We start from the raw sequence: 24,602 nt of genomic DNA, 5'->3' as shown, positions 1-24,602 counted from the left end.
GTCAGCTCTCTTTCAGGACTTCGCGCAGGCGCGCGGCGAAGGCGACGGGTTCGGCGAGGAACCCGCCGTGGTCGCCGGGGAACAGCTCCGCGGTCAGGCCGAGATCGGCGGCGAGGCCCAGGCCCGCCTCGTGAGCGGGCAGCCCGGCGGCTTTCTCGCCGACGCCGACGACGAGCCGGGTGGTCACCGCGCGCAGGGCGTCGAGGTCCGGGTCGTAAGCGCCGATGGCGGCCATGAGGTGGCCGAAGAAGTAGGCGAAGTTGCCCTCCATCACCTTCATCCGGGCGAGCTCTTCGGGCGTCGGGTCGGCGGGCGGGGTGATGTCGAAGCCGCTCATCTTCGCGAACGCGCCGATGGCGGCGCCGATGCCGTGTTCGCGGTAGATCGCGGGGATGTCCGGCCCGTCGAGCACCGCCGGCCCGAGGTACCGCGTGACCGGCGGCTCGTGCAGGACGACGGTGCGGACCTGGCCGGGGTGGCGTACGACGTGCTCGAGCATCGTGATGGCGCCGCCGCTGTTGGCAAACACTTCAGCCGGCCCGTCGCCGATTTCGGTGAGCAGGCGGTGGACGTCGTCGGCGTGCTCGCGCAGGGTGTGGTCGCCGGGTTCGCCGTCGAGGGGGCTGCGGGAGATGCCGCGGGGGTCGAACGTGACGACGGTGTGGTCCTCGGCCAGCAGCGGCCGGATCGGGGCGAACCCGGTGGCGTCGGCGGGGCCGCCGGGGATCAGCAGCAGGACGGGGCCGCTGCCGGTGACGTCGTAGGTGATGGTGGCGCCGGGGACGGCGAGGGTGCGGGTGGTCATGGCGTCTCCTCGGATCGGGGTTCGCCTACCCGACGGATGGGATCGGCCGGAACAGACACCGTTTCGGAAATTCTCCGGGTGAGGTAGCTGCGCTCGGCAGCGGTCGTGGCCAGATCACGGGCGGTGGCGTACCACTCGGCGGCTTCGGTGTGGCGGCCCAGCCTGCGGAGGAAGTCGGCGCGGGTGGCCGGGAGCAGGTGGTAGCCCTCGAGTGCCTCGGTCAGCTCGTCGAGGAGGGCGAGCCCGGCGAGGGGCCCGTCGGCCATGGCGACGGCGACCGCCCGGTTGAGCTCGACGACGGCGCTGGGCACGAACTTGCGCAGCTCGCGGTAGAGCCCGGCGATCTGGGCCCAGTCGGTGTCGGCGGGCCGGGAGGCGGTGGCGTGACAGGCCGCGATGGCGGCCTGGATCTGGTAGGGCCCGGGGTGCCGGCGCCGCAACGCCGTCTCCAGCAGCTGCGTGCCTTCGGCGATCAGCGTGGCGTCCCAGCGGGTGCGGTCCTGTTCCTCCAGGGGGACGAGGTCACCGTCGGCGCCGACGCGGGTGGCGCGGCGGGCGTGCTGCAGCAGCATCAGCGCGAGCAGGCCGAGGACCTCGGGTTCGTCGGGCATCAGGTGCGCCAGGACGCGGCCGAGGCGGACGGCTTCGGCGGCGAGGTCGGGGCGCAGCAGGTCCGGTCCGGCGCTGGCGGAGTAGCCCTCGTTGAACGTCAGGTAGAGCACGCCGAGCACGGCGGCGGTGCGTTCGGGCAGCAGGTGCGCGGGCGGGACGCGGTAGGGGATGCGGGCGTGGCGGATCTTGCGTTTCACCCGCACGAGCCGTTGCGACATGGTCGCTTCCGGGACGAGGAACGCGCGGGCGATCTCGGCGGTGCTGAGGCCGGCGAGCGTGCGCAGCGCGAGCGCGACCTGGGCTTCGGTGGCCAGCGCCGGGTGGCAGCAGGTGAAGATCAGCCGCAGCCGGTCGTCGGGAACACCGCTGTCGTCGAGGTCAGGGTCTTCGGGGACGTGCATGAGACCGGCCTCCCGGAGCTTGGCGGCGCCGAGGGTCTCGCGCCGGAGCCGGTCGGTGGCGCGGTTGCGCGCGGTGGTGGTGAGCCAGGCGCCCGGGCGGTTCGGGACGCCGTCGCGGGGCCAGGTCCGCAGGGCGAGCGCGAAGGCCTCCTGCGCGCACTCCTCGGCGAGGTCCCAGTCGCCGGTGATCCGGATGAGCGTGGCCACGACCTGGCCCCACTCCTCACTGAACGCTTCGGCGACCGCGTTCTCGACCTCCACCACCCACTCCTCCCGGTTGCTGTCACCGTCCCGACGAACGGCCCGGCCCCGATTCGACAGCTACGGCGTGGCAGGCGCCGAACCCTTCGGCGCGCGCGACGATCCGGCCGCCTTCGACGCGGACGGCGGTTTCGGTGGCGTCGCTGACCGCGGTGACGCCGGCGGCCGCGGCCAGCGCGCCCTCGGCGTCGGAGACGATCCGCAGGCGCGGCTCCCGCGGCGCCGGGAACGCCTGGTCCAGGCAGACGCGCAGGTCGGCGACGGCGAGCCGGGCCAGCGGGGCGAGCTCACCGGGGTCGCTGGTGACCAGCGCGACGGTGACGTCGGCCCCGGCGCGGACGGCTTCCTCGAAGGCGGCGGCGCGGTGCAGGCCGAGGACCGTGACGACGCCGTCGCCGGGACGCACAGTGTCGCCGGTGAGCAGGTCGAGCGTGCCGGGCGGGTCCCACGGCTCGTCCACGACCCGGGCGTGGGACGTGATCGGCGGCTCCGCGGGCCACTCGTCGTCGAGGCTCAGATCCAGCAGTCCCGCGCACGCGGTGACGAGGTGGAACGGCTCGCCGAAGCCGGGCGCGGCGGCCGCGAGCTGGCTCGCGCCGTGCAGGGTGGTCAGCGCGGCTTCGGCGACGCGCACCAGGCGTCCTCCCGGGCGGAGGCGTTCGAGGGCGAGGCCGAGCAGGATCGCGTCGATCCGCATGAGCTGTGTGTACGGCCGGCGGGTGTGTTCGTCGGCGAGGATCTCCGGCAGCAGGTCGCGGGTGAGGCGGGCGTCCTCGCTGTCGCTGTCGGTGGCCAGGGGGAGGCGGGCGACCCAGGCGCGGGCGAACGCGGCCAGGGCGGCCGGCGCGCTGGGGTGCGACGCCGGTGTGGCGGGGCGGGGTGCGTGCTCGGCGAGCTCGGCCAGGACGGCGAAGTAGAGCGCGCGTTTGCCGGGGAAGTTGGAGTAGACGGCGCCGCGGGTGAGCTCGGCGCGCTCGGCGATGACGTCGATCTTGGCGTCGCGGAAGCCGCGCCGGGCGAACTCGTCGCGGGCGGCGGCGAGCACCTTCGCGCGGTTGCGTTCCTGGGTTGCGGCCCTGCTGAGTCCGGCCATCGTCCTCCTTGCCCCGGTGTTGCCGGTCAAGATACCGTGACCATCCAGATGACATGAACATCTGATATTAACATTTGGAGCCCCGATGATCCCCGAGATCGACCTGACCGACCTCAAGGTGCTGACCGATCCGTTCACCGCCTACGACCAGGCTCGCGAGGCGAGTGCGGTGGCGCAGCTGGTGATCCCCGGCTTCGGCCCGTTCTGGGCGCTGACCCGCTACACCGAGGCCCGCGCGATGCTGAGCGACCCGCGCTTCGAGGTGAAGCCCGAGAGCTTCCTGCGCCCGCCGGGCATCCCCGAGCACTGCCTCGAGTACATGCGGACCATGGCCGAGCAGGACGGCGCCGAGCACCTGCGGCTGCGACGGCTGGTGGCGCCGGCCTTCACGCCGAAGCGCGCCGCGCAGTTCCGGCCACGGCTGGCGGCCATCACCGAGCGGCTGCTCGACGAGCTGCCCGCACACGCCGAGAACGGCGTCGTCGACCTGATCCCGCACTTCGCCCGGCCGCTGCCGATGGACGTCATCTGCGAGCTGGTCGGCATCCCCACGGCGGACCGGCCGCGCTGGCGCGAGTACGGCGCCGCGGTCGCCGGCGGGGTGGGCCAGGACTTCCTCGCGGCCATCCCGGTGATCATCGAGGGTGCGAAGGACGTCGTCGCGCGCAGCCGCGCCGAACCGGGGGACGACCTCATCGGCGACCTGGTCCGCGCCCAGGACGGTGACCGGCTCACCGACACCGAGCTGGTCACCCTGGTCTGGCACCTCATGCTGGCCGGGCAGACGCCGGTCAACCTCATCGCCAACGCCGTCGAAGCCCTGCTCACCCACCCGGATCAGCTCGCCCTGCTCCGCGCGGATCCCGCGTTGTGGCCGGGTGCGGTCGAGGAGCTGATGCGCTGGTGCAGCCCGCAGCTGCTGACCACCCCGCGGTTCGCGCGCGAAGACGTCGAGATCGACGGCACGGTGATCCGGGAAGGCGAGCGGGTGACCGCGGCCCTGGTGGCCGCCGACCGTGACCCGCGGGTGTTCGACGGCGCCGACCGGCTCGACGTCACCCGGTCCGGACCGGCGCAGCTGGGCTTCTCGCACGGGCCGCACTTCTGCCTGGGCGCGTCGATCGCGCGGGTGCAGACCGAAGTGGCGCTCTCGGCGCTGTTCGCCCGGTTCCCGGACCTCGCGCTGGCCGTCGACGACGTCCCGCGCGCGCCCGACGGCGGGACGTGGCGGCCGTCGGCCTTACCGCTGACGCTCTGACACCAGGGCCTCGATGCCGTCGAGGACGCGGGCGAGGCCGAAGCGGAAGCTGTGGGCGGCGTCGGACGCCGCGTTGTGCGTCTCGCCGGCGGCCTGCCCGACGCGGGAGGCGAGGGGGAAGTTCGCCGCGTCGGCGGCCGGGATGCCGGCCAGCACCGGCGCGGCGCGCTCCCACCACTGGGCGTCGGTCAGGCCGCTGGCGCGGACCAGGCGGGCGGCGTCGACGGAGGTGCGCGCGGTGGCGCGGACGAGGCCGTTGACGATGGTGATCACGGAGTCCATCTCGACGTCGTCCAGGCCGATGCCGTCGATCGCGCGCAGTTCGTGCTCGTACCGGGCGAAGGTGTGCGGGCCCAGGACCGAGCGGGTGGTGGCGGCCTCCAGCAGCCACGGGTGCCGGTGGAAGTGGGCCCAGGCCGCTTCGGCGATCGCGGTCAGCGCCGCGCGCCAGCCGAGGCCGGGTTCGGGGACCGGCAGCTCGCCGCGGGCGTGGTCGATCATCAGCTCGAGCAGCTCGTCCCGGCCGGGGACGTAGGTGTAGAGCGACATGGGGGAGACGCCGAGGTGCTCGGCGACGCGGCGGATGGTGACGGCGTCGAGGCTGTCGGCGTCGGCGAGGGTGATGCCCGCCCTGACGACGTCGGCCGTGGTCAGCTTGGGTTTCGGGCCGCGTCGCGGGGGCGGGGAGACGCCCCAGAGCAGCTCGATCCCCCGTCGCGGGTCAGTGCCGCCGTCGTCCTCGGTGCTCACGCCGCTCATTCTGCCCACCGGATCCCCGTACGTCGTACAGAGTTGTGCTAACCTCTTCTTCGTACACAGTACAGAGTTAAGGGGGAAGATGACTCTGCAGATCCAGGCCGAGGGACTCCGCAAGCGCTACGGCGCCGCGTACGCCCTCGACGGGTTCGATCTCGCGGTCCCGGCCGGCACGCTGCACGGCCTGCTGGGACCCAACGGCGCGGGCAAGACCACCGCCGTCCGCGTCCTGAGCACACTCCTGCGGCACGACGACGGCGTCGCGCGCGTGGCCGGCTTCGACGTCGCCACCGAACCGGCGAAGGTCCGCTCGGCGATCGGCGTCGTCGGCCAGCAGGCCGCAGTCGACGAACTGCTGTCCGGGCGGCAGAACCTGGTGCTGTTCGGCCGGCTGCACCACCTCGGCCGCCGCGAAGCCACCCGCCGCGCCGACGACCTCCTCGAGCGGTTCGACCTGGCCGACACCGGGTCGAAACCGGTGTCCGCCTACTCCGGCGGGATGCGGCGACGCCTCGACCTGGCCGCATCCCTGCTCGCGGCGCCAAGGGTGCTGTTCCTCGACGAGCCGACGACCGGGCTCGACCCACGCAGCCGCAGCGAAGTCTGGAAGGCGGTGCGGTCCCTGGTCGCCGACGGCACGACCGTCCTGCTCACCACCCAATACCTGGAGGAAGCCGATCGCCTGGCCGACCGGATCTCCCTGGTGGAACACGGGCGTGTCATCGCCGAGGGCACTCCGGCCGAGCTGAAGGGCTCGCTCGGCGTGACCCGGATCGAGCTGGTCCTGACCGATCCGGACGTCGTGGACGCGGCGACGGCGCTGCTCGCCCGGGTCACCGGCGCCGAGCCGGTCACCGAAGAGCTGCGGGTGAGCGCCCCGGCGGAACCGTCGATGCTGACCGACGTCGTGCGCGAGCTGGCGGCGACCGAGCTGTCGTTCGCCGACGTGGCCCTGCGCCACCCGACACTCGACGAGGTGTTCCTGGAGCTGACGGGGGTGGCGCGATGACCTGGGCGATCACCGACGGCTGGACGCTGACCCAGCGCTACCTCGCCCACCTGGCCCGGCGCCCGGCCCGGCTGGCCACGGTGGTGGCGTTCCCGATCCTGATGGTGCTGATCTTCGCCTACCTGCTCGGCGGCGGGATGACCGTGCCGGGCGGCGGCTCCTACCGCGAGTTCCTGATGCCGGGGATGTTCGGCATGACCATGGCGTTCGGCCTGTCGGGGACGATGATCGCGGTGCTCGACGACGCCACCAAGGGCGTCACCGACCGGTTCCGGTCGCTGCCCATGGCACCGTCGGCCGTGCTCACCGGGCGGGTCGCCGCGGACCTGGTCAACGCCGTCCTCGCGCTGGCGGTGCTGCTGGGCTGCGGGTTCGCGGTCGGGTGGCGCCCGCACGGCAGCCTCGGCGAGACCCTCACCGCGTTGGCGCTGCTGCTCCTGCTGCGGGCGGCGCTGGTGTGGGCCGGGATCTACCTGGGCCTGCTGACCACCGACCCGTCGATGGTGACCCTCGCGCAGACGTGTGAGTTCCCGTTCGGGTTCCTCTCCAGCGCGTTCGTCGCGACCGCGACGATGCCGGCGTGGCTGGGAACCGTGGCCGAGTGGAACCCGTTGTCCTCCACGGTGACGGCGGCGCGGGTGCTGTTCGGCAATCCGGGTGTGGCGGGGACGTCCTGGGTGAGCACGCACCCGGTGCTGATGGCGGTCCTCTGGCCGCTGGTCCTGCTCGCGGTGTTCGTGCCGTTGTCCGTGCGCCGATACGGGAGGCTGGGGAACTGAACGCCGATTTTCTGCCGGGGGAACCGCCACGGGCGGGCCACCTGGTGCTCGACGACACACCACTGTCCATCGTGGACGGTCTGCGGGCGTTGCTCGTGAGCGACGATCCGGAGCCGTCCGTGGTGTTCTGGGCGACGGCGGCGAAGGCCGCGCTGCGGCTGATCGCGGCCGGACGCGTGCTGCCCGGCGTCACCGAGGCCGGGCACGACGCCTGGCGCGTCGGACCGCTCCAGTCGGCGGAAGCCGCGTGGCTGCGCGACCTGGCTGCCGCGATGCCTGCCGGTGACCGGGCGCCGGGGCCGCTGCTGCGGGCGTTCCTCGACGCCGTCGCCGACACGCTGCCCCGCACGCCCGCCGCGGCGAAGGCGGCCGGGACGAAGTTGTTCGCCGCGGTCGCGCCGCAGCGCGCGGACGCCATCCGCGACTGGGCCGACGAGCTGGCCGCGGGCCTCGGCTCGGGCATCCGGGTGTCGCTGCGCGTCGAGGCGCCCGACGGCTTCGACGCCGGCCGCTACCGGGCTGTGGTCCAGGTGCACAGCCTCGCCGATCCCGGCGAGATCGCGGACGCGGCCGAGCTCTGGGAGACGGGCCGGTTCGGGCCGCGGGCCCGCATCGACGTCGTGCTGGCCCTGCGGCGGGGCGCGCAGGTGTGGCCGGCGCTGAGTCCGTTGCTCACCTCGGCCGTCCCGGACGAGCTGGCGCTGGGTGGCGACGACGTGGTCGAGCTGGTCGCGGCCGCCGCCCCGCGGCTGACGGCGGCCGGCATCGACGTCCACTGGCCCGCGGAACTGGCCGGTTCGCTGAGCGCGCGGGCGGTGGTCGTCTCCGGGGACGCGCCAGGGGACCTGCCGTCGTTCTTCGGCGGCGGCCGGGCACTGGCGTTCGACTGGCAGCTCGCCCTCGGCGGCGAGGTGCTGACCGAGGCCGAGCTGGACGCGCTCGCCGAAGCCCGCCGTCCAGTCGTCCGGCTGCGGGACCGTTGGGTGCTGGTCGATCCGGCGCTCGCCGCGAAGGCCCGTGAGCGGACGCTGAAGCCGTTGACACCGGTCGACGCACTCGGCGCGGTACTCAGCGGCAGTACCGAGATCGACGGTGAGCACGTCGAGGTCGTCACCGAGGGCTGGCTGGCGCAGCTGCGGGAACGGCTGGCCGCCCCGCCCGAGCCGCCGGTGCCGCCGTCCGGGCTGGCCGCGTCGCTGCGGGACTACCAGCTGCGCGGGCTGCAGTGGCTGGCCACGGTCACCGAGCTGGGCCTCGGTGGCTGTCTCGCCGACGACATGGGTCTCGGTAAGACCGTCACGCTGATCGCGCTGCACCTGCACCGGGCGGCCGGGCCGACCTTGGTGGTGTGCCCGGCGTCGCTGCTGGGCAACTGGGAGCGCGAGATCCGGCGGTTCGCCCCCGGAGTGCCGGTACGGCGGTTCCACGGCGCGGCCCGCTCGCTCGACGACATCGAGGACATCGGCGGGTTCGTCCTGACGACCTACGGCACGCTGCGCACCGATCCCGCGCCGCTGGCCGCCCTCCGGTGGGGGCTGCTGGTCGCCGACGAGGCCCAGCACGTCAAGAACCACCGCTCCAGCACCGCGAAGACGCTCCGGCTCGTCCCCGCGTCGGCGCGGGTGGCGCTGACCGGCACCCCGGTGGAGAACACCCTCTCGGAGCTGTGGGCGATCCTCGACTGGACGACCCCGGGGCTGCTGGGGTCGCTCACCGAGTTCCGGGCGCGCTGGGTGAAACCGATCGAGGCCGGCGACCCGGCGACGGCGGAACGGCTGGCCCGGCTGCTGCGGCCGTTCCTGCTGCGGCGGCGCAAGTCCGACCCGGGCATCGCGCCGGAGCTGCCGGCCAAGACCGAAACGGACCGGCCGGTGGCGCTCAGCCCGGAGCAGGTGGCGCTGTATGAGGCGGTCGTGCGGGAGATGATGGCCGACATCGCCGCGAGCGAGGGGATCGCGCGGCGCGGCCGGATCGTGAAGCTGCTGACCGCGTTGAAGCAGATCTGCAACCACCCGGCCCAGTACCTCAAAGAGCCCGGCGGCCGTTCCGGGAAGCTGGAGCTGCTCGACGAACTGCTGGACACGATCCTCGCCGAAGGTGGCGCGGTGCTGGTGTTCACCCAGTACGTCGCGATGGCCCGGCTGCTGGAGCAGCACCTGGCCGCACGCGGGATCGGCACGCAGCTGCTGCACGGCGGCACTCCCGTACCACGGCGGGAGGAACTGGTCGCGCGGTTCCAAGACGGTGCGGTGCCGGTGTTCCTGCTGTCGCTCAAGGCGGCCGGTACCGGGCTGAACCTGACGCGCGCCGACCACGTCGTGCACTTCGACCGCTGGTGGAACCCGGCCGTCGAGGACCAGGCGACCGACCGGGCGTACCGGATCGGGCAGACCCGCCCGGTGCAGGTGCACCGGCTCGTCGCCGAGGGCACGGTCGAAGACCGGATCGCGGCGATGCTGCGGGAGAAACGGGCCCTGGCCGACGCCGTCTTGGCCGGCGGCGAGGCGGCGCTGACCGAACTGTCCGACACCGAGCTCGCGGAGCTCGTCGAGCTGAGGAGCCGCGGATGACCGATGACCGTGTGCGGGGCTTCCCCGCGTTCGGAGCGACCGGGACACGCGGGCGGTTCGCGACGTCGTGGTGGGGCCGGGCGTGGGTGAGCGCCATGGAAGACACCGCGCTGGACCTGCGGCAGCTCAAGCAGGGCCGCCGGTACGCCGCGGCCGGCCTGGTCGGGCCGATCACGGTGAGCCCGGGCCGGATCGCGGCCGTGGTGGACGACGTGGACAGCGCTGGCGGCGGCCCGTACCGCACCCAGCTGACGCTGGCGGAGCTGTCCGAAGGGGACTGGGTGCGGTTCCTCGACCGGGTCGCCTCGCGCGCCGGGCACCTGGCGGCGCTGCTGGACCGCGACATGCCGCCCGACCTGGTGGCGGCGGCCGACGACGCCGGCGTCCACCTGCTGCCGGTGATCGGCGACCTCGACCCGGAGTGCGACTGCCCGGGCTGGGAGCTGCCGTGCAAACACGCGGCGGCGCTGTCGTTCCAGGCGTCGTGGCTGCTGGACGCCGACCCGTTCGTGCTGCTGCTGATGCGCGGCCGGGGCGAGCGCGAGATCCGGGAGGAACTGGAGAGCCGGACCGCGCCGCGCGCGGACTTCTCCGCCGACGTCGACCGGACGCCGGGAGAGCTGCCCGACCTGGCGGAGTTCCGGCCGTCGGGGGCGCCGTCGATCCCGGCCGCGCCCGGGGTGCCGGCCGAGGCGTTCGCACTGCTGGTGGCCAACGCCTCGGCACAGGCCGGCGCCGTGCTGGCGGGGGAGCCGTGGCCGAGCCGCCGCCAGGACACCATCCGGCTGGCCGCGCTGTTCCCGTCCGCGCAGCTGGGCGAGGGGCCGGAGTTCGACCGGGCGGTCGCGGCGTGGACCCACGGCGGCCGCGCCGGGCTCGACGTCCTCGACACCAGGTGGACGCCGCCGAAACCGGTGATCGCGGCCGCGCGGGCCGCGCTCGCCGACGTCGACCCCGTCTTCGAGCGCAACCACTGCACGGTCGGCGACACGCAGCTGCGCCTGGACCACCAGGGCCGGTGGCATCCCTACCGCCTCGACGGTGACGTGTGGTGGCCCACCGGACCGCCGGAGACCGACCCGGGTCTCCTGCTGGGCTGAAAACCGCCGGAATTCCCGGTATCCAGCGTGCCCCCTGCCGTCTCCTGTCCCGTGACGGCGGCTTCCGCCGGGCCACTGGGGGTGCGGGCGCGCGGGCTCCTCCCGCGCGCCCGCCCGGTCTTTCTGTCGTGTCCGGCGCTAGCGTCGGAGCCATGGACCTCTCCGCCGATCTGCGCCGCTACCTCCAGCAGTCACGCGAAAGCCTGCTCGCGTCGCTGGACGGGCTGAGCGAGTACGACATCCGCCGCCCGATGACGCCGACCGCGACGAACCTGCTGGGCCTGGTCAAGCACGTGGCCGGCGTCGAGTTCGGGTACCTCGGCGACAGCGTGGGCCGGCCGGCACCGGTGCCCCTGCCGTGGGTCGAGGACGAGTCGGTCTGGGACAGCGCGGACATGTGGGCCACGGCCGAGCAGACCCGCGAGGAGCTGGTCACCCTCTACCGCCGGGCGTGGCAGCACTCCGACGAGTCGATCGCCCAGCTGCCCTTGGACGCGCCGGCCTCGGTGGCGTGGTGGCCGCAGGAGCGCCGGCGGACGACGTTCGGCTCGCTGCTGGTGCGGGTGGTCGCCGAGACCGCGCAGCACGCCGGGCACGCGGACATCGTCCGGGAGACGATCGACGGCCGCCCGGGCGGCGACCACGACCTCGCCGGCGACGCGGACTGGTGGACCCGGCACGTCACCCGCGTCCAGGAGGCCGCCGACCAGCACGCCCAGCCGCGGTCGTGAGTGTTTAGGGCGGTTCTAACCGCCCTAAACACTCACGACCGCTCAGCTGGCGCCCGGATCAGCTGAGCGGGCAACGCCGAGACGAGCCGAGGCGGCGGCCGCCAGCTAGCGGACCGCGGCGCGCTCGATGATCGCGCCCGTGTCGACGCCGGCCGGCAGCGTGCCGAACGCGATGCCCCAGTCGCCGCCGAACCGGGACGCGCAGAACGCGTCCGCGACCGCGGGGTCGCCGTGGCGCACCAGCAGCGAACCCTGCAGCACCAGCGCCAGCGACTCCACCAGCCGCCGCGCGCGGTACTCGATCCCGTCCAGGTCGGTCAGCTCCTTGCGAACCCGGTCCACCGCGTCGTCCAGCCGCGCGTCCCCGCCGGCGGCCAGCTCGACCTCCTCGAAGAACGCCGCCACCGACTCCGGCTGCCGGCCCATCGCCCGCAGCGCGTCCAACGCGGCGACGTTGCCCGAGCCCTCCCAGATCGACGTCAGCGGCGCTTCGCGGTAGAGCCGCGGCATCCCGGACTCCTCGACGTACCCGTTGCCGCCGAAGCACTCCAGCGCCTCCGCCGCGTGCGACGGCGCCCGCTTGCACACCCAGTACTTCGTCACGGCCAGGCCCAGCCGCCGGAACGCCTGCTCCCGCGGATCCCCGGGCCGGTCGCCCGCGGCCGCGAGCCGCATCGCCGCCGTCGTCGCGGCTTCCGACTCCAGCACCAGGTCGGCCAGCACGTTCGCCATCAGCGGCTGGTCGAGCAGCGCCTTGCCGAACGCGTGCCGGTGGGTGGCGTGGTGCACCGCGCGCACGGCGCCCAGCCGCATCCCCGACGCGCTGCCGAGTGCGCAGTCCAGCCGGGTGTTGTTGACCATCTCGATGATCGTGCGGACCCCGCGACCTTCTTCGCCGACCAGCCAGCCGACGGCGTTGTCGTACTCGATCTCCGACGACGCGTTCGACCGGTTGCCCAGCTTGTCCTTCAGCCGCTGCAGCCGGATCGGGTTGCGCGAGCCGTCGGGCAGGACGCGGGGGAGCAGGAAGCACGACAGCCCGCCCGGCGCCTGCGCCAGCGTCAGGAACATGTCCGACATCGGCGCGGAGGTGAACCACTTGTGTCCGACCAGGATGTAGCTGCCGTCCGCCGACGGGGTCGCGGTGGTCGTGTTCGTGCGGACGTCCGAGCCGCCCTGTTTCTCGGTCATCGACATGCCCGCGATCAGCCCGCGCTTGGACGTCGGCTCCCGCAGCCCGAAGTCGTACTCGGTCGCCGCCAGCAGCGGCTCGTACCGCGCCGCCAGCTCCGGATTCGCCCGCAAGGCCGGGATCGCCGCGTAGGTCATCGAAATCGGGCAGCTGTGCCCGGCCTCGACCTGGCCCCAGACGTAGAACTTCGCCGCGCGCGCCGCGTGCGCGCCCTCGCGCGAGTCCCGCCACGGCGTCCCGTGCAGGCCGTGCTCGACCGCGACCGTCATCAGGTCGTGCCAGTGCGGGTGGAACTCGACCTCGTCGATCCGGTGGCCGTAGCGATCGTGGGTGCGCAGCACCGGCTCGTTCTCGTTGACCAGCCGGCCCCAGTCCTGGGCCAGCTCGCTGCCGGCCAGCCGGCCCAGCTCGTGCACCTCGGCCGCGGCCCAGCCCGCCCCGGCCCGCTCCAGCCCGTCCAGCAGCGCCGGATCGGCCGCGACGTCGTGGCCGTTGAGCGGCGGGACCTGGTTGACGACCTCATGCGTGGCGGGCATCGGAACCTCCTAAAGCGCGAAGGACGAACGCGCGCAAGGCGGCGACGTCCTGTTCGTTTCCACTGGTCAACGGCCCGATCAGGACCTCGGCGGCGGCCCCCACCAGTGCGGCGGCGGTGATCCGGCCGTCCTGCGGCGGCAGCGAGCCGTCCCGGACGCCGGCCGCGACGTGCTCGGCGACGACGTCGGTGAACGCGCGGCGGAACTCGAGCCGTTCGGCGTCGATGAGCGCGTCGACCGGCTCGGCCAGCAGGGCGTAGGCCTGCCGTGGCGCCTTGAGCGCACGCTGGGCGAACGTCTCGAACACGGCCAGGACCCGCTCGGCGGGCTCGTCCAGGCCCGCGGACGCCGTCCGGACCGCCTCGACCTCCCGCGTCACGACCTGCCGGAACACGTGCACGACCAGGTCGGCCTTGGTGGGGAAGTGGCGGTACACGCTGCCGACGGCGACACCGGCCCGCTCGGCGACCGCGGCGACGGAGCACCCGCTGTAACCGCGTTCGGCCAGCTGGCGCGTCGCGGCGGCGACGATCGTCTCGCGCTGCGCGTCGAGACGTTCCTGCACCTTCGGGGTGCGGCGGTAGGGCACGTCAAGAAGTGAAGCACTGATTCATTACTTCAGTCAACGCTCGACGTCCGCCGGCAGCTTCCGCCGCAGGAGAAGAACGCCTCGAACGCCGACACCCGGCGCGCCAGCCGGCCGGTCGGGGAGCACGACGTAGACCCGCTCGCCCGGCGTCAGCGTCATCCGCGACACGATCTTCGGCCCCGGCCCCGGCCCCGGCCCCGGCCCCGGCCCCAGCCCGCCTGCGGCCTCAACCCCGGCTCCGGCGCCCTCTACAAACACCTCCCGTCCAAGGCCGCCCTCCTCGAAGCCACCGTCCACGACAACCTCGACCCGCCCGCACCGCCGAAACCGCCGACGCCCGGCTCCCCGACGACCCCCGCGAAGCCCTGCGCGTGCTCGCCGACCTCGTCCGCCTGATGATCCGCGAGCTCACCGGCTTCCCCGAACTCTTCGAGAGCAGGCGGCAAGGCGTCCTCGCCATCCTCTACCGGCGCGGCACCGAGTGGATCACCACGCTGCGAGACCAGGGGAGAGCAGACGTCACCGACCCCGAGCCACCGCCGCCGTGCTCGTCGCCGCCCTGACCTGCTACCCGATCCTCGACGTCCTCATCGGACACACCCCCGGCGACCTCGAACCCGGCCACTTCCTCGCCGCCTGGACCGACCACGCCGTCGCGGCCCTCAACCTGCGCTCCTGAGAAACCGCTCCACGGCCACGGGGGAGCGCAGCTCCACAACGTCCACACCGGACGCCGCCAGCGCCCGCCGCAGCCCGGGCAACGACCGCCGCCGGTAGCCCAGCACCCACCACCAGAAGTCCGCCCGCTCCCGGCCCCGCCGCACCGCCCGCCAGACACACCGCACCAGCGAGAAGTTCAGCAGCACCACCGTGTCCGCCACCGCAAGCCGGACCTCCAGCACGTCATACGGCCCCAGATCGCCCTCCAGCACCCACCGCGGACCCGCCACCAGCTCCCGCTGCCGCGCCACCCACTCCTCGCGCGACAACCCGGCGAGCCCGGCCGCCCAGAACACCGCGTCCAGCTCCACCACCGGCAACCCGGTCACCACCTCGAGCCGCCGCGCGAACGTCGACTTCCCGGCGCCACCACGCCCCAGCACCAGTACCCGATCCACGCCCGCCATCCTCGCCGGACTCGCACCCGGAGGCGACCGCTCACTTCCCGGTGATCACGCCGACCGCGATCCCCAGGATCGCCGTGTTGTAGACGAACGACACCACGCTGTGCGTCAGCACCGTGTACCGGATCGGCCGCGCCCGGACCTCCACATCGGACGTCGCGAACGACGTCCCCACCGTGAACGCGAAATACGCGAAGTCCAGCAGATTCGGCCGCTCCGTCTCCGGGAACCGCAACCCGGGCCCCGGAGCAGCCTGATAATGCAGGTGCGCGTACCGGTCCGCGTACCCGAAGTGCAGCAGGATCCACGCCGCCAGCACCGCCGGCACCGCACTGATCTGCAGCACCGACGCCATCTCGTCGTCCTCCTCGGCGATCGTGTTCGCCACCAGGATCAACCCACCCGCCGTCATCCCGACCACGCTCACCACCAGCGTCGCCGCGAAGTTCGACCGCCGCCCGAGAAGACTGTGCAACCACGACGGCTCGGCCTCGTCACCCACCAGCCGGTACCGCCGGATCCGCACCCACCGCGTCACGATCGCCACCAGCGCGAACACGTCCCACGCCAGCAGGAACACCACGTCCAGCCCGGTGTTCGGCGCGATCAGCCACCCCAAGCCCAGCAACACCAGCAAGAACTCCGCGCACTGGTGCCAGATCCTCCGCAGACGACGCATCGCGCGAAGCTAGCCGCCCCGCCGCCCGACGGCACCCGGGATCACCTGGTCAGGTGGCCCGGGGGACCAGCGCCACCAGATAGCGGCAGGGGAGTGACCCCGGGTTCGCGAACACCCGGTCCGGCGCCGACCCCAGCTGCAGGCAGTCCCCGGCGTCCAGCTCGTGCACCTCGGCGCCCTCACTCAACCGCAACCGCCCGGCCAGCACCCAGATCTGCTGGTGCAGGAACGTGCTCGCCCGCAACGGCACCTCCGCACCCGCCGGCAACTCGATCTCCACCAGCTCCAGCGGCCGCCCGGCGGCAGGGGAGACCGACCGCCGCCGGTACCCGGAGTCCGGATCGACCCACACCGGCTGCTCCGCCGCCCGCACCAGCCGCCGCCCGTCACCCTCGGCCCGCGCGATGAGCTCCGTCAGCGTCATCCCCAGCGCGGCCGACAGCTTCGCCAGCAACGCGGCCGTCGGCTGGACGTCACCGCGCTCGATCTTCCCGATCATCGCCCGCGAGACCCCGGAATTCTCGGCCAGCACAGCCGCGGAGAGACCTTGAGACGTCCGCGCGGTATGGACGGTCGCCGCCAGGCGAAGAGTCAGGGGATCGGTCATCACTTGATACTATACGAACCATTACGGCTACCATATGAGCCATGAAGGTTCGAGACGCCACACCGGACGACGCCGCGGCCTGCGCCGCCATCTACGCGCCGTACGTCACCGACACCGTGATCTCCTTCGAAACGGAACCACCCGACGCCGAAGAGATGACCCGCCGCATCGTCGGCGCACACGCCTGGCTCGTCATCGAGGAGGACGGCCAAGTACTGGGGTTCGCGTACGCCGGCCCGTTCGCCAAGCGCGCCGCGTACCGGTGGTCGTGCGAGACGAGCGTCTACCTGGAACCCGGCCGACGCCGGACGGGCGCCGGGCGCGCGCTGTACGAGACGTTGTTCGACAGGCTGCGGGAGCACGGATACCGGCGGGTGTTCGCCGGGATGACCCTGCCGAACGACGCGAGCGCCGCACTGCACCGCGCACTGGGGTTCGAGCCCGCGGGCGTCTACCGGAAGGTGGGCTGGAAGCACGGAGCCTGGCGAGACGTCGCCTGGGTCCAGAAGGACCTCTCGGACGACGAGGGAGCCCCGGATCCCGTTTACTTGACATAATGTACATTATCGGCACTAAGGCAGCACCTGCGGCGGACACCCAAGAGGGGTGAAAGAGCCGGCTCCGCGGAGGTTCTTCGTCAGGACGGATCCTCCTGAGAGTTCACGCGGGAGCGAAGTCGTAGCTCCGTCACACGGGCAGCCACGGAGGCTCAGCCGCGGCGTCTCGGGGCCTCAGGAGATCGCGAGAGCATCCCCTGGAGCTGCGGATTCAAGGTCCGGTCACCCGACCGTAAAACGTCACGGTGACGAAACTAGAGTTTGCGATATTGGGCCGAACGCACGCCGGCAGGTCTTGCCGGAGCCGTCTGGGCGTCCTGTGGATCCACTCCGGGCAGACTGGCGGCCCCCGAGCGGCACTCGAACGTATGTGCGTATGACCCGCTGTGCGTCGAAACGGGCGTCCGAGGGCCCTGAAGGCCGTCAGGCGGGATCCGGGATCCCCCGGGAGCGGACTCCCGGCGATTCCGACATTTCATGCATAATGGCAATTATGCATGAAATCGGACGGGACCCGGTGAGCGGAATTGTCGGTGCCGTACGGTACAAGATCCACCATGAAGGTTTCCGAGGCCCAGCAAGCCTTCTTCGCCGCGCGCCGGCCGCGCAAGGACTCGCCGCACACCACTGACGCCTACCGGCGGGATCTGGCCGGGATCACCACTCTCCTGGTTTCCGAGCTCGGCCGCCCTGCCGAGGACCTGGAGGTCGCCGATCTGACCGGGCAGGCGCTGCGGACGGTGTTCGGGGTGTTCGCGGACGGGCACGCGAAGAGCTCGGTGCTGCGGGCCTGGTCGACGTGGAACCAGTTCCTGACGTTCTGCGTGGCGGACGGGCTGCTGGCGGGCAATCCGATGGGAGCGGTGGCGCGGCCGCGGACGCCGGCGTTGACGCCGAAGCCGTTGCGGGGTGAGGAAACCCCGGAGCAGCTGCTGTCGGCGGCGGCCGCGGGTTCGCGGAAGGCGCGGGACCCGTGGCCGGAGCGGGACGTGCTGGTGATCGCCCTGGGGCTGGTGGCGGGGTTGCGGGCGGCGGAGATGCGGGCGCTGACGCCGCGGTCGCTGGTGGGGCGGGCCGGTGAGCTGCGGTTGCACGTGAAGGGCAAGGGCAGCCGGGATCGGTCGATTCCGGTGCAGCCGGTGCTGGCGGAGCTGATCGAGCGGTACCGGGAGTCGTGCCGGGTGCGGTTCCCGAGTGTGCGCTCCTCCCCTGGTTCGCCGTTGTTGCTGGATCGGGTGGGTGAGCCGATCGGGCGGGGAGCGCTGGAGTACCTGGTGAAGTCGTGTTACCGGGGTGCGGGGTTGCACGACCGGGTGCCGGCGGGGGCGAATCTGCACGCGTTGCGGCATACGTTCGCGACGCGTCTGGCGGAGGACGGGGCGACGGCGTCGGAGATCATGGCGTTGCTGGGGCACGCGAGCTTGGCGACGAGCCAGAACTACATCGAGGCGACCGGCCGGGAGCAGCGTGCGGCGGCGGCGAGCAACCGGACGTACCGCGCGTTGGACGGCTTGAGCTGACCGGGCCCCGCCGCTGTGACGCTGGACGCCCGCCGGATGCCGGGTGCGGCAAACGCGGTCGGCCGAGGAGCTCGGGCACCAGCCGGCCCGGGCCCCGCAACTCACCGCCGAGTTGCTCGCCGAACTTGGGCACCAGCCGGGCCAGGTCGCCGGGAAGGCGGGCCCTCTACCCCCGCAGCTCACCGCGGAGTTGCGGGTCGGGCTGTGGTGCTGTGGGTCAGCGGAGTTGTTCGAGGTCCCTGGCGGCGCGGGCGATGTCGGCGGCGAGGCCGCGCAGCTCTCCTGCGCCGGCTCCGTCGTCGGCGGCGGTGACGATGTCTTCGGCCGCGCAGCGGAGCTGGAAGAGGCGGTCCTGGAGGGCGGCGATCTCGGTGTCGGAAAGCACAACGGCGTCTTCGGGGAGGCCGCTGCGTTGCAGGGCGGTGCGGCGTTCGTAGGCTCGCTGGCGGCAGGATTGGCCGCAGTAGCGGCGCCGGCGGCCGACGTTGCCGCCTTCGGGGAGGCGGCGGCCGCACCAGCCGCAGTGCTTGGGGGCGCCGCGGCGGGCCGGGACGAGGTCCTCGGCGGGCGGCGCGGGCTGGGCTAGTTCGGCGGCTTCCCTCACCCGGGAGACCCTAGCTGGCCATCGTCTGCTCATGCCGGGGTCATGGCGGAAGTGCACACTTGAGGGATGCGCGCGTCTTTCCCGTACCTGGCCGATCCGCTCCCCCGTGCTTTCGCTCACCGGGGCTGGCACCTCGACGAGCTGGCGGGGCTGGAGAATTCGCTGCCGGCGTTCCAGCGGGCGTTCGCGGAGGGGTACCGGTACATCGAGACGGACGTGCACGCGACGGCGGACGGTGTCGTGGTGGTGCACCACGACACTCATCTGGACCGGACGACGGACGGGTCGGGGGCCATCGCGTCGCAGACGTGGGAGCAGCTGAAGAACGTCAAGGTCGGGGGCAAGGTGGCGTTGTCGCGGCTGGAGGACGTGCTGGAGGAGCTGCCGGAGGCGCGGTTCAACATCGACGTGAAGGCCGATCAGGCGGTGCGGCCGTTCGTGGACGTGCTGGAGCGCGCAGGCGCGCAGGACCGGGTGGCGGCGGCGTCCTTCTCGGACGCGCGGCTGGCGCGGTTGCGGAAGCTGGCGGGGCCGAAGCTGGTGACGGCGGTCGGGCCGCGGTCGGTGCTGGCGTTGTGGGCGCGCGGGAAGCTGCCGCTGCTGCCGCTGGGGCCGCTGGTGCTCGGGGTGATGGCGCAGGTGCCGGTGCGGCAGGGTGCGTTGCGGGTGGTGGACAAGGCGTTCGTGTCGATGGCGGGGCGGTCCGGGATCGAGGTGCACACGTGGACGATCGACGACCCGGCGGAGATGCGGGCGCTGCTGGACCTCGGGGTGCACGGGATCGTGACGGACCGGCCGGATCTGCTGCGCGAGGTGCTGATCGAGCGGGGCGAGTGGCAGCAGGCCTGAGGGGAATTTTGTCCACCTGTTCGCCGGAGTGACCGGTTCGTGCCGGTGTCGCTAGCGTGGGTTTCCTGCCCGGTTCCGGGCGTCCTTGGGGAGGGAATCCGTGCGAAGACGTGGTGTTGTGCTGCTCTGCGCCGTGGTGGCGTTGCTGGGTCTGGTCGCTGTTCCGGGTGAGGCGGCGGGGCCGCCGCCGAATTCGGAGCCTTACACCGCTCCGGTGGATCAGCCGTTGTCGCTGGACGAGTGTCATGTGGATACGCGGCACGGCTATTTCGTGAAGAGCGTTTACGGGGCGTGCTGGTTCACGGAGCTGAAGTTCGCGCACTACGCGTGCCTGGAGCCGGCGTGTGGGGTGGACGGGACGGCGTCGGCGTACGTGTTTTCGACGTTGAACGTGCTGAAGGACTCGCGGCAGGTGGTGATGGCGCACCGGCTGGTGAACTGGCGGACGGACAACGTGGCGGACACGGCGCGGTTCGGGGTGTCGATCCTGTGTGGTCCGCCGACGGGTGGCGCCGGGTTCTGTGATCGGTCGGTCGTGCCGGTGGTGAAGAGCATCGCGGAGTGGCGGGCGGCTCCCGACGTCACGGAGGTGTTCTCCCTGGACGGCGAGGACCCGCCGGCCACGGGGGCTTCGGCGGAAGTGGCCGCGGAGAAGCGGACGTCGTACACCGTGCGGTCGCAGCTGGTGGCGGAGACGAGTGACCGGTTCACGTTGACCGGGTCGCCGATGGGGACGGGTGTGCGGTGCGACGTGGCGCGGCAGCTGGATCCGGCGGGGTACGTGCGGGGCGCGGATTGTGTGCTGCGGACGTGGTACACGCCGATGTTCGACTTCTCGGCGGCTGAGCTGCCGATCGCGGAGACGGGGCGGTTCGTGCGGGACGTCGCGCCGGTCGGGCGGTACGCGGGTTATCCGGGGACGTCGGGTGGGTCGGCCGGGTTCACCGGGCCGCAGAACCGGTTGTTCTACGACGTGGCGGCGCGTCAGGCGCACCGGGTGGCGGCCGAGGCGCGGTGTGCGAGCACGTGGGGGCCGTTCTGGACCCGGCACTCGGGCGGGTTGACCAACGTGTGTGGCGCTTATCCGGTCGACGAGAGCGTGCAGGGTGCTTCGGCGACGTCGTCGTTCACGGTGCGGCCGGTGCTGGACTCCGATCACGCGGAGTTCCTGCGGCGGTTCACCCGGTTCTTGGCGGAGAACCATGTGCTGGACGGTGACGGGTACTACTTCTATCCCCTGCCGTGATGCCGGACCCGGGCCGGGAACAGCCCGGCCCGGGTGCTGGTCAGCGGGGTGGTTTGCCGGACCAGGCGGCGTCCCAGGTCTTGGGGCCGAGGAGGCCGGAGTCCTTGATGCCGTTGGCTCGCTGGAGGGCGAGGACGGCTTCCTTGGTCTTCTCGAGGTAGCAGCCGGTGCCGGTGAAGCCGTAGCCGAAGGCGTTCATGCGGAGCTGGAATGTCTTGAGCGGGGCGGCGCAGTCGCCGTAGGCGTAGACGACGCCCGGCCACGCCGGTTTGCCGCTCGGGGGTGGCGGGGTGGGTGCGGGGGCCGGTCCCCCGCCGCCGATGTAGGCGGAGTCGGCGTAGGTGGGGACGCGTTTGCTGCGGGCGTCGCCGTCGCCGGAGAGTTTGAGCATGCCGGCGCACTGCCAGGGCTGCCAGCCGCGCATCCGGTAGAGGTAGAGGGCGCGGTAGTCCTGTTCGCCGGGGGCGGCCTGGTCGGGGCGGCCGGCGCCGCCGACGCTGCGCCAGGTGGGGAGGTCGAACTGGTAGGCGCCGTAGTAGCCGTTGCCGGTGTTGGTGGCGTAGCGGCCGCTCGATTCGCACATGCGGAGCTTGGCCCAGGCCGTCGACGCGGGGTCCGCGGAGGCGACGGCGGGGATGGTCAGCTGCAGACCCCCAGCGGCGAAGGCGAGGAGCAGGAGCCTCGCGACGGTGCGTCTCCGGTTGTGGATCATGCGAGCACAGTAGGAGCGTGCCCCTTTGACCACAAGAGACACACTTTGCTCAGCAGTCTCACACGAAACACCGTTCACTCTTGTCAGCGACACGCTGTGGACCGTGCGCCGTCATTGGCCACGGAAGTGGCGGATGACCACGATGCGACAAACCGGACACGTTTCGGTGTTGCGGGGACCGGCGCCGCCGCCTCCCCGTAGTCTCCGCGCTGACCTGGACATACTTGACCTTGAGGAGCCGTGGATGACGCTGGCCGGGACGCGCTCGACCAAGCGCGAGCGCTGGGGCTGGTATTTCTACGACTGGGCGAATTCGCCGTTCTATTCGTCGACGACGACGGTGTTCGGCGCGCTCTACATGAGCACGATCGCGGCCGAGGACGCGAAGTCGAACTTCACCCTTAACGGGGACCACGCCTGTGTCGACGCGGCCGGCGCGTCGGACACGCTGCACCACTGCGACGTGACGGTGTTCGGGCTGCAGTTCCCGGCCGGCTCGACGTGGGGCTACCTGCTGTCGGTGGCGACGATCGTGCAGGTGCTGGTGCTGCCGATCGCGGGTGCGGTGGCCGACCGGAGCCGGAACAAGCGGCGGATCCTGGGCGGGTTCGCGTTCCTGGGCGCGACCGCGGCGGCGGCGATGTTCTTCATGGCCGGCTCGGACTGGCAGCTGGGTGCGGCGCTGTTCATCGTGGCGAACATCGGCTACGGCGGTTCGCTGGTCGTCTACTACTCGTTCCTGGTGGACATCGGCGGGCCGGACGAGCGGGACGACATCTCGGCGAAGGGCTGGGCGTTCGGGTACCTGGGCGGCGGCTTGGCGCTGGCGTTGCAGCTGGGGTTCTACCTCGGCCACGACGCCTTCGGGGTGTCCAAGGGCACGGCCGTGCAGATCTGCTTCCTGACCTCGGGCCTGTGGTGGGCGCTGTTCACGGTCCCCGCGGTGCGGGCACTCCCCCGCGACCACACGCCGGTGGACGTCGCGCCGGGGACGTCGGTGCTGCGGGCGGGGTTCGGCGAGCTGCGGCGGACGATCGTCTCGGCGAAGGCGTTCCCGCTGACGCTGGCCTTCCTGGGCAGCTACCTGATCTTCACCGACGGCATCACCACTGTGGTGGCGGTCTCGGCGCAGTACGGCAAGGACGAACTGCGGTTCGGCGACGAAGTGCTGATCATGACGATCCTGGTGATCCAGTTCGTGGCGTACCTGGGTGGCACGCTGCACGGGCTGGTGGCGCGGCGGATCGGGGCGAAGCGGACGATCCTGGGCAGTCTGGTGCTGTGGATCGTGGTGCTGGTCGGGGCGTACTTCATCCAGCCGGGGAAGGTGGTGCAGTTCCTGGCGGTGGCGGTCGGGATCGGGCTGGTGCTCGGCGGGACGAACGCGTTGTCGCGGTCGCTGTTCAGCCAGATGATCCCGGAGGGCAAGGACGCGCAGTACTACTCGCTCTACGTCGTGGGCGAGCGCGGGACGTCGTGGCTGGGGCCGCTGGTGTTCGCCGGGGTCGGGCAGGCGACGGGGTCGTTCCGGCTGGCGATCGTGGCGCTGGTGATCTTCTTCGTGGCCGGTCTGGTGCTGGTGGCGCTGGTCCCGGTGCGGCGGGCGATCGAGGCGGCGGGCAACCGTCCGCCGGAGGTGCTGTAGGTCCCCGATAGGGTCGACTGTCGTGACCTTGCTGAACGACCGGGCCTCCGGCCCCGATCCCACGGACGCCCTGTCGTCGGTCCCCGCGGCCGGTTCGCGCCGCGGCACGCCGCCGGTGGGCCGGCTGAAGTTCTGTTACGGGCCGATGGACTGCGGGAAGTCGACGCTGGCGCTGCAGATCGACCACAACCACGCGCGCCAGGGCAGACGGGGGCTGGTGCTGGTGCGCCACGACCGCTCGGGCGCGCCGCAGATCTCCAGCCGGATCGGGCTGAGCCGGCAGGCGGTGGAGGTCGGCGAGGACACCGACGTCCGGGACTTGGTGCGGCAGGAGTGGGCGCGCGGGCAGCACGTGGACTACGTGGTGATCGACGAGGCGCAGTTCCTCTCCCCCGCGCAGGTCGACCAGCTGGCCGAACTGGCCGACGAGGTCCAGATCGACGTGTACTGCTTCGGGATCGCGACGGACTTCCGCAGCAAGCTCTTCCCCGGGGCCGCACGTCTGTTCGAGCTGGCGGACGAGCTGCAGCCGGTCCAGGTGGAGGTCTTGTGCTGGTGCGGGCTGGCCGGCCGGTTCAACGCGCGGGTGCTCGACGGCGAGGTTGTGCGCGAAGGCGATACGGTGGTCGTGGCAGATACCGAACAATCCGTAGTTGAAACTTCAGCTTCAGCACGATTTGAGGTCGAATCAGCTACTTTGCGTTATCAGGTATTGTGCCGTCGCCACTTTCGGGCGGGTGACCTGGGACCCGTTACCGCGCATCACGGTCAGTTACGGTTGACCTGAAGGATGCGCGAGTAGCCCATCCGGGGGATATCAGCACTAAGAAGGCCGTATTGACGTCACGCCGGAGCGCGAAATGCCTCCTACTAGTGGAAGCTGATCCCGGCGGGTGACGCAGCTCATCGTGAGCAACGACATGGTGAACCGGGAATCCCCGGAGACCCTGAGTCGTTGCATAGGGTGAGCACCACCCTGGCTCCACCCCGGAGCTGACTGAAAGGACCCCATCATGGCCGACCGTGTTCTTCGTGGAAGCCGGCTGGGAGCGGTCAGCTACGAGACCGACCGCAACCACGACCTCGCCCCGCGACGCACCGTGCGCTACGCCTGCCCCAAGAACCACGAGTTCGAGGTGCCGTTCTCCGACGACGCCGAGATCCCGACGGTGTGGGAATGCCGGCTGCACGGCAGCGAGTCCGAGATCGTCGATGGCGGGCAGCCCGAGCAGAAGAAGGTCAAGCCGCCGCGGACCCACTGGGACATGCTGCTTGAGCGGCGCACCATCCCCGAGCTCGAGGACCTGCTGAACGAACGTCTCGCCGAGCTGAAGGGCCGCCGGACCTCCCGGTCCGCGTGACCCCTT

At 72.0% G+C, this 24,602-nt stretch carries 27 protein-coding genes; 15 read left to right on the top strand and 12 right to left on the bottom strand.

The window, feature by feature from the left end:
* Position 1: 1 nt before the first annotated feature.
* The 3 genes from OG494_RS13160 to OG494_RS13150 are packed head-to-tail and all read right to left on the bottom strand — an operon-like array spanning position 2 to position 3,172.
* The gene (locus OG494_RS13160; RefSeq protein WP_328455378.1) at positions 2 to 805 is read right to left on the bottom strand and encodes an alpha/beta fold hydrolase; all 804 of its coding nucleotides are present in this window, start codon (positions 803 to 805) and stop codon (positions 2 to 4) included.
* Positions 802 to 2,079 (bottom strand): RNA polymerase sigma factor, encoded by a 1,278-nt coding sequence (locus tag OG494_RS13155; protein WP_328455376.1) that lies wholly within the window; start codon positions 2,077 to 2,079, stop codon positions 802 to 804. The genes OG494_RS13160 and OG494_RS13155 overlap by 4 nt, the downstream gene beginning before the upstream one ends.
* A 22-nt stretch (positions 2,080 to 2,101) precedes the next feature.
* Positions 2,102 to 3,172 (bottom strand): TetR/AcrR family transcriptional regulator, encoded by a 1,071-nt coding sequence (locus OG494_RS13150; protein ID WP_328455374.1) that lies wholly within the window; start codon positions 3,170 to 3,172, stop codon positions 2,102 to 2,104.
* 85 nt (positions 3,173 to 3,257) lie between these two features.
* Between OG494_RS13150 and OG494_RS13145 the strand changes: the two genes are divergently transcribed.
* Positions 3,258 to 4,430, top strand: coding sequence for a cytochrome P450 family protein (locus tag OG494_RS13145; RefSeq protein WP_328455372.1), 1,173 nt, complete (start codon positions 3,258 to 3,260; stop codon positions 4,428 to 4,430).
* Here the strand turns inward: OG494_RS13145 and OG494_RS13140 are convergent.
* Complete coding sequence (locus OG494_RS13140; RefSeq protein WP_328455370.1) at positions 4,413 to 5,189, bottom strand: TetR/AcrR family transcriptional regulator; 777 nt, start codon at positions 5,187 to 5,189, stop codon at positions 4,413 to 4,415. The genes OG494_RS13145 and OG494_RS13140 overlap by 18 nt on opposite strands.
* Positions 5,190 to 5,268: 79 nt before the next feature.
* On the opposite strand from OG494_RS13140, the gene OG494_RS13135 reads away from it, so the two are divergent.
* The 5 genes from OG494_RS13135 to OG494_RS13115 all read left to right on the top strand — a co-directional run bounded on the left by OG494_RS13135 (position 5,269) and on the right by OG494_RS13115 (position 11,375).
* Positions 5,269 to 6,195, top strand: a complete 927-nt coding sequence (locus OG494_RS13135) for an ATP-binding cassette domain-containing protein (protein WP_328455368.1) — start codon at positions 5,269 to 5,271, stop codon at positions 6,193 to 6,195.
* Positions 6,192 to 6,974 (top strand): ABC transporter permease, encoded by a 783-nt coding sequence (locus OG494_RS13130; RefSeq protein WP_328455366.1) that lies wholly within the window; start codon positions 6,192 to 6,194, stop codon positions 6,972 to 6,974. Before OG494_RS13135 ends, OG494_RS13130 begins: the two co-directional genes overlap by 4 nt.
* A gap of 71 nt (positions 6,975 to 7,045) precedes the next feature.
* Positions 7,046 to 9,544 (top strand): DEAD/DEAH box helicase, encoded by a 2,499-nt coding sequence (locus tag OG494_RS13125; protein ID WP_442874477.1) that lies wholly within the window; start codon positions 7,046 to 7,048, stop codon positions 9,542 to 9,544.
* Entirely contained in the window at positions 9,541 to 10,644 is a 1,104-nt protein-coding gene (locus OG494_RS13120; RefSeq protein ID WP_328455362.1) for an SWIM zinc finger family protein, read from the top strand. Before OG494_RS13125 ends, OG494_RS13120 begins: the two co-directional genes overlap by 4 nt.
* A gap of 152 nt (positions 10,645 to 10,796) precedes the next feature.
* Entirely contained in the window at positions 10,797 to 11,375 is a 579-nt protein-coding gene (locus OG494_RS13115; protein ID WP_328455360.1) for a DinB family protein, read from the top strand.
* Positions 11,376 to 11,480: 105 nt separating this feature from the next.
* Here the strand turns inward: OG494_RS13115 and OG494_RS13110 are convergent, their stop codons facing one another.
* The 3 genes from OG494_RS13110 to OG494_RS13100 are packed head-to-tail and all read right to left on the bottom strand — an operon-like array spanning position 11,481 to position 13,851.
* Positions 11,481 to 13,103, bottom strand: a complete 1,623-nt coding sequence (locus tag OG494_RS13110; protein WP_328455358.1) for an acyl-CoA dehydrogenase family protein — start codon at positions 13,101 to 13,103, stop codon at positions 11,481 to 11,483.
* Positions 13,087 to 13,692, bottom strand: a complete 606-nt coding sequence (locus tag OG494_RS13105) for a TetR/AcrR family transcriptional regulator (RefSeq protein ID WP_328455356.1) — start codon at positions 13,690 to 13,692, stop codon at positions 13,087 to 13,089. Before OG494_RS13105 ends, OG494_RS13110 begins: the two co-directional genes overlap by 17 nt.
* 33 nt (positions 13,693 to 13,725) lie before the next feature.
* Entirely contained in the window at positions 13,726 to 13,851 is a 126-nt protein-coding gene (locus OG494_RS13100) for a hypothetical protein (RefSeq protein ID WP_328455354.1), read from the bottom strand.
* A 212-nt stretch (positions 13,852 to 14,063) separates the two neighbouring features.
* Between OG494_RS13100 and OG494_RS13095 the strand changes: the two genes are divergently transcribed.
* Together OG494_RS13095 and OG494_RS13090 are read left to right on the top strand one after the other, a co-directional pair.
* The gene (locus tag OG494_RS13095; protein WP_328455352.1) at positions 14,064 to 14,255 is read left to right on the top strand and encodes a hypothetical protein; all 192 of its coding nucleotides are present in this window, start codon (positions 14,064 to 14,066) and stop codon (positions 14,253 to 14,255) included.
* Entirely contained in the window at positions 14,237 to 14,371 is a 135-nt protein-coding gene (locus OG494_RS13090; protein ID WP_328455350.1) for a hypothetical protein, read from the top strand. Before OG494_RS13095 ends, OG494_RS13090 begins: the two co-directional genes overlap by 19 nt.
* Here the strand turns inward: OG494_RS13090 and OG494_RS13085 are convergent.
* Genes OG494_RS13085 through OG494_RS13075 form a run of 3 tightly spaced genes read right to left on the bottom strand, consistent with a single transcriptional unit; the run spans position 14,355 to position 16,102 of the window.
* A complete protein-coding gene (locus OG494_RS13085; protein WP_328455348.1) occupies positions 14,355 to 14,810 on the bottom strand; it encodes a DNA topology modulation protein FlaR in 456 nt (151 codons plus the stop codon). The genes OG494_RS13090 and OG494_RS13085 overlap by 17 nt on opposite strands.
* Positions 14,811 to 14,850: 40 nt before the next feature.
* Positions 14,851 to 15,495, bottom strand: coding sequence for a DUF1345 domain-containing protein (locus OG494_RS13080; protein WP_328455346.1), 645 nt, complete (start codon positions 15,493 to 15,495; stop codon positions 14,851 to 14,853).
* Between the two features lie 49 nt (positions 15,496 to 15,544).
* Positions 15,545 to 16,102 (bottom strand): helix-turn-helix domain-containing protein, encoded by a 558-nt coding sequence (locus tag OG494_RS13075; protein ID WP_328455344.1) that lies wholly within the window; start codon positions 16,100 to 16,102, stop codon positions 15,545 to 15,547.
* A 41-nt stretch (positions 16,103 to 16,143) separates the two neighbouring features.
* Here OG494_RS13075 and OG494_RS13070 point away from each other — a divergent pair, with 41 nt between their 5' ends.
* Complete coding sequence (locus tag OG494_RS13070; protein ID WP_328455342.1) at positions 16,144 to 16,659, top strand: GNAT family N-acetyltransferase; 516 nt, start codon at positions 16,144 to 16,146, stop codon at positions 16,657 to 16,659.
* 557 nt (positions 16,660 to 17,216) lie between these two features.
* Positions 17,217 to 18,179 carry a tyrosine-type recombinase/integrase gene (locus tag OG494_RS13065; protein ID WP_328455340.1) on the top strand — a complete coding sequence of 321 codons (963 nt, stop codon included), beginning with the start codon at positions 17,217 to 17,219 and terminating at the stop codon, positions 18,177 to 18,179.
* Between the two features lie 217 nt (positions 18,180 to 18,396).
* Here OG494_RS13065 and OG494_RS13060 read toward each other — a convergent pair whose 3' ends face one another.
* On the bottom strand, positions 18,397 to 18,783 hold the full coding sequence (locus OG494_RS13060; RefSeq protein WP_328455338.1) for a hypothetical protein: 387 nt from the start codon (positions 18,781 to 18,783) through the stop codon (positions 18,397 to 18,399).
* A gap of 66 nt (positions 18,784 to 18,849) precedes the next feature.
* Between OG494_RS13060 and OG494_RS13055 the strand changes: the two genes are divergently transcribed.
* The gene (locus OG494_RS13055; RefSeq protein WP_328455336.1) at positions 18,850 to 19,632 is read left to right on the top strand and encodes a glycerophosphodiester phosphodiesterase; all 783 of its coding nucleotides are present in this window, start codon (positions 18,850 to 18,852) and stop codon (positions 19,630 to 19,632) included.
* Between the two features lie 271 nt (positions 19,633 to 19,903).
* Entirely contained in the window at positions 19,904 to 20,878 is a 975-nt protein-coding gene (locus tag OG494_RS13050; RefSeq protein WP_328455334.1) for a hypothetical protein, read from the top strand.
* A gap of 40 nt (positions 20,879 to 20,918) precedes the next feature.
* Here the strand turns inward: OG494_RS13050 and OG494_RS13045 are convergent, their stop codons facing one another.
* The gene (locus OG494_RS13045; protein ID WP_328455332.1) at positions 20,919 to 21,590 is read right to left on the bottom strand and encodes a transglycosylase family protein; all 672 of its coding nucleotides are present in this window, start codon (positions 21,588 to 21,590) and stop codon (positions 20,919 to 20,921) included.
* A 244-nt stretch (positions 21,591 to 21,834) separates the two neighbouring features.
* Here OG494_RS13045 and OG494_RS13040 point away from each other — a divergent pair, with 244 nt between their 5' ends.
* The 3 genes from OG494_RS13040 to OG494_RS13030 all read left to right on the top strand — a co-directional run bounded on the left by OG494_RS13040 (position 21,835) and on the right by OG494_RS13030 (position 24,596).
* Positions 21,835 to 23,235 carry an MFS transporter gene (locus OG494_RS13040; RefSeq protein WP_328455330.1) on the top strand — a complete coding sequence of 467 codons (1,401 nt, stop codon included), beginning with the start codon at positions 21,835 to 21,837 and terminating at the stop codon, positions 23,233 to 23,235.
* A 22-nt stretch (positions 23,236 to 23,257) separates the two neighbouring features.
* Positions 23,258 to 24,022, top strand: a complete 765-nt coding sequence (locus OG494_RS13035; protein ID WP_328455328.1) for a thymidine kinase — start codon at positions 23,258 to 23,260, stop codon at positions 24,020 to 24,022.
* A 226-nt stretch (positions 24,023 to 24,248) separates the two neighbouring features.
* A complete protein-coding gene (locus OG494_RS13030; protein ID WP_003081521.1) occupies positions 24,249 to 24,596 on the top strand; it encodes an RNA polymerase-binding protein RbpA in 348 nt (115 codons plus the stop codon).
* Positions 24,597 to 24,602: the final 6 nt, after the last annotated feature.

The sequence above is a fragment of the Amycolatopsis sp. NBC_00438 genome (assembly GCF_036026695.1).
In the GTDB taxonomy this organism is placed as follows: Bacteria; Actinomycetota; Actinomycetes; order Mycobacteriales; family Pseudonocardiaceae; genus Amycolatopsis.
This window is presented reverse-complemented; position numbering and strand designations above follow the sequence as displayed.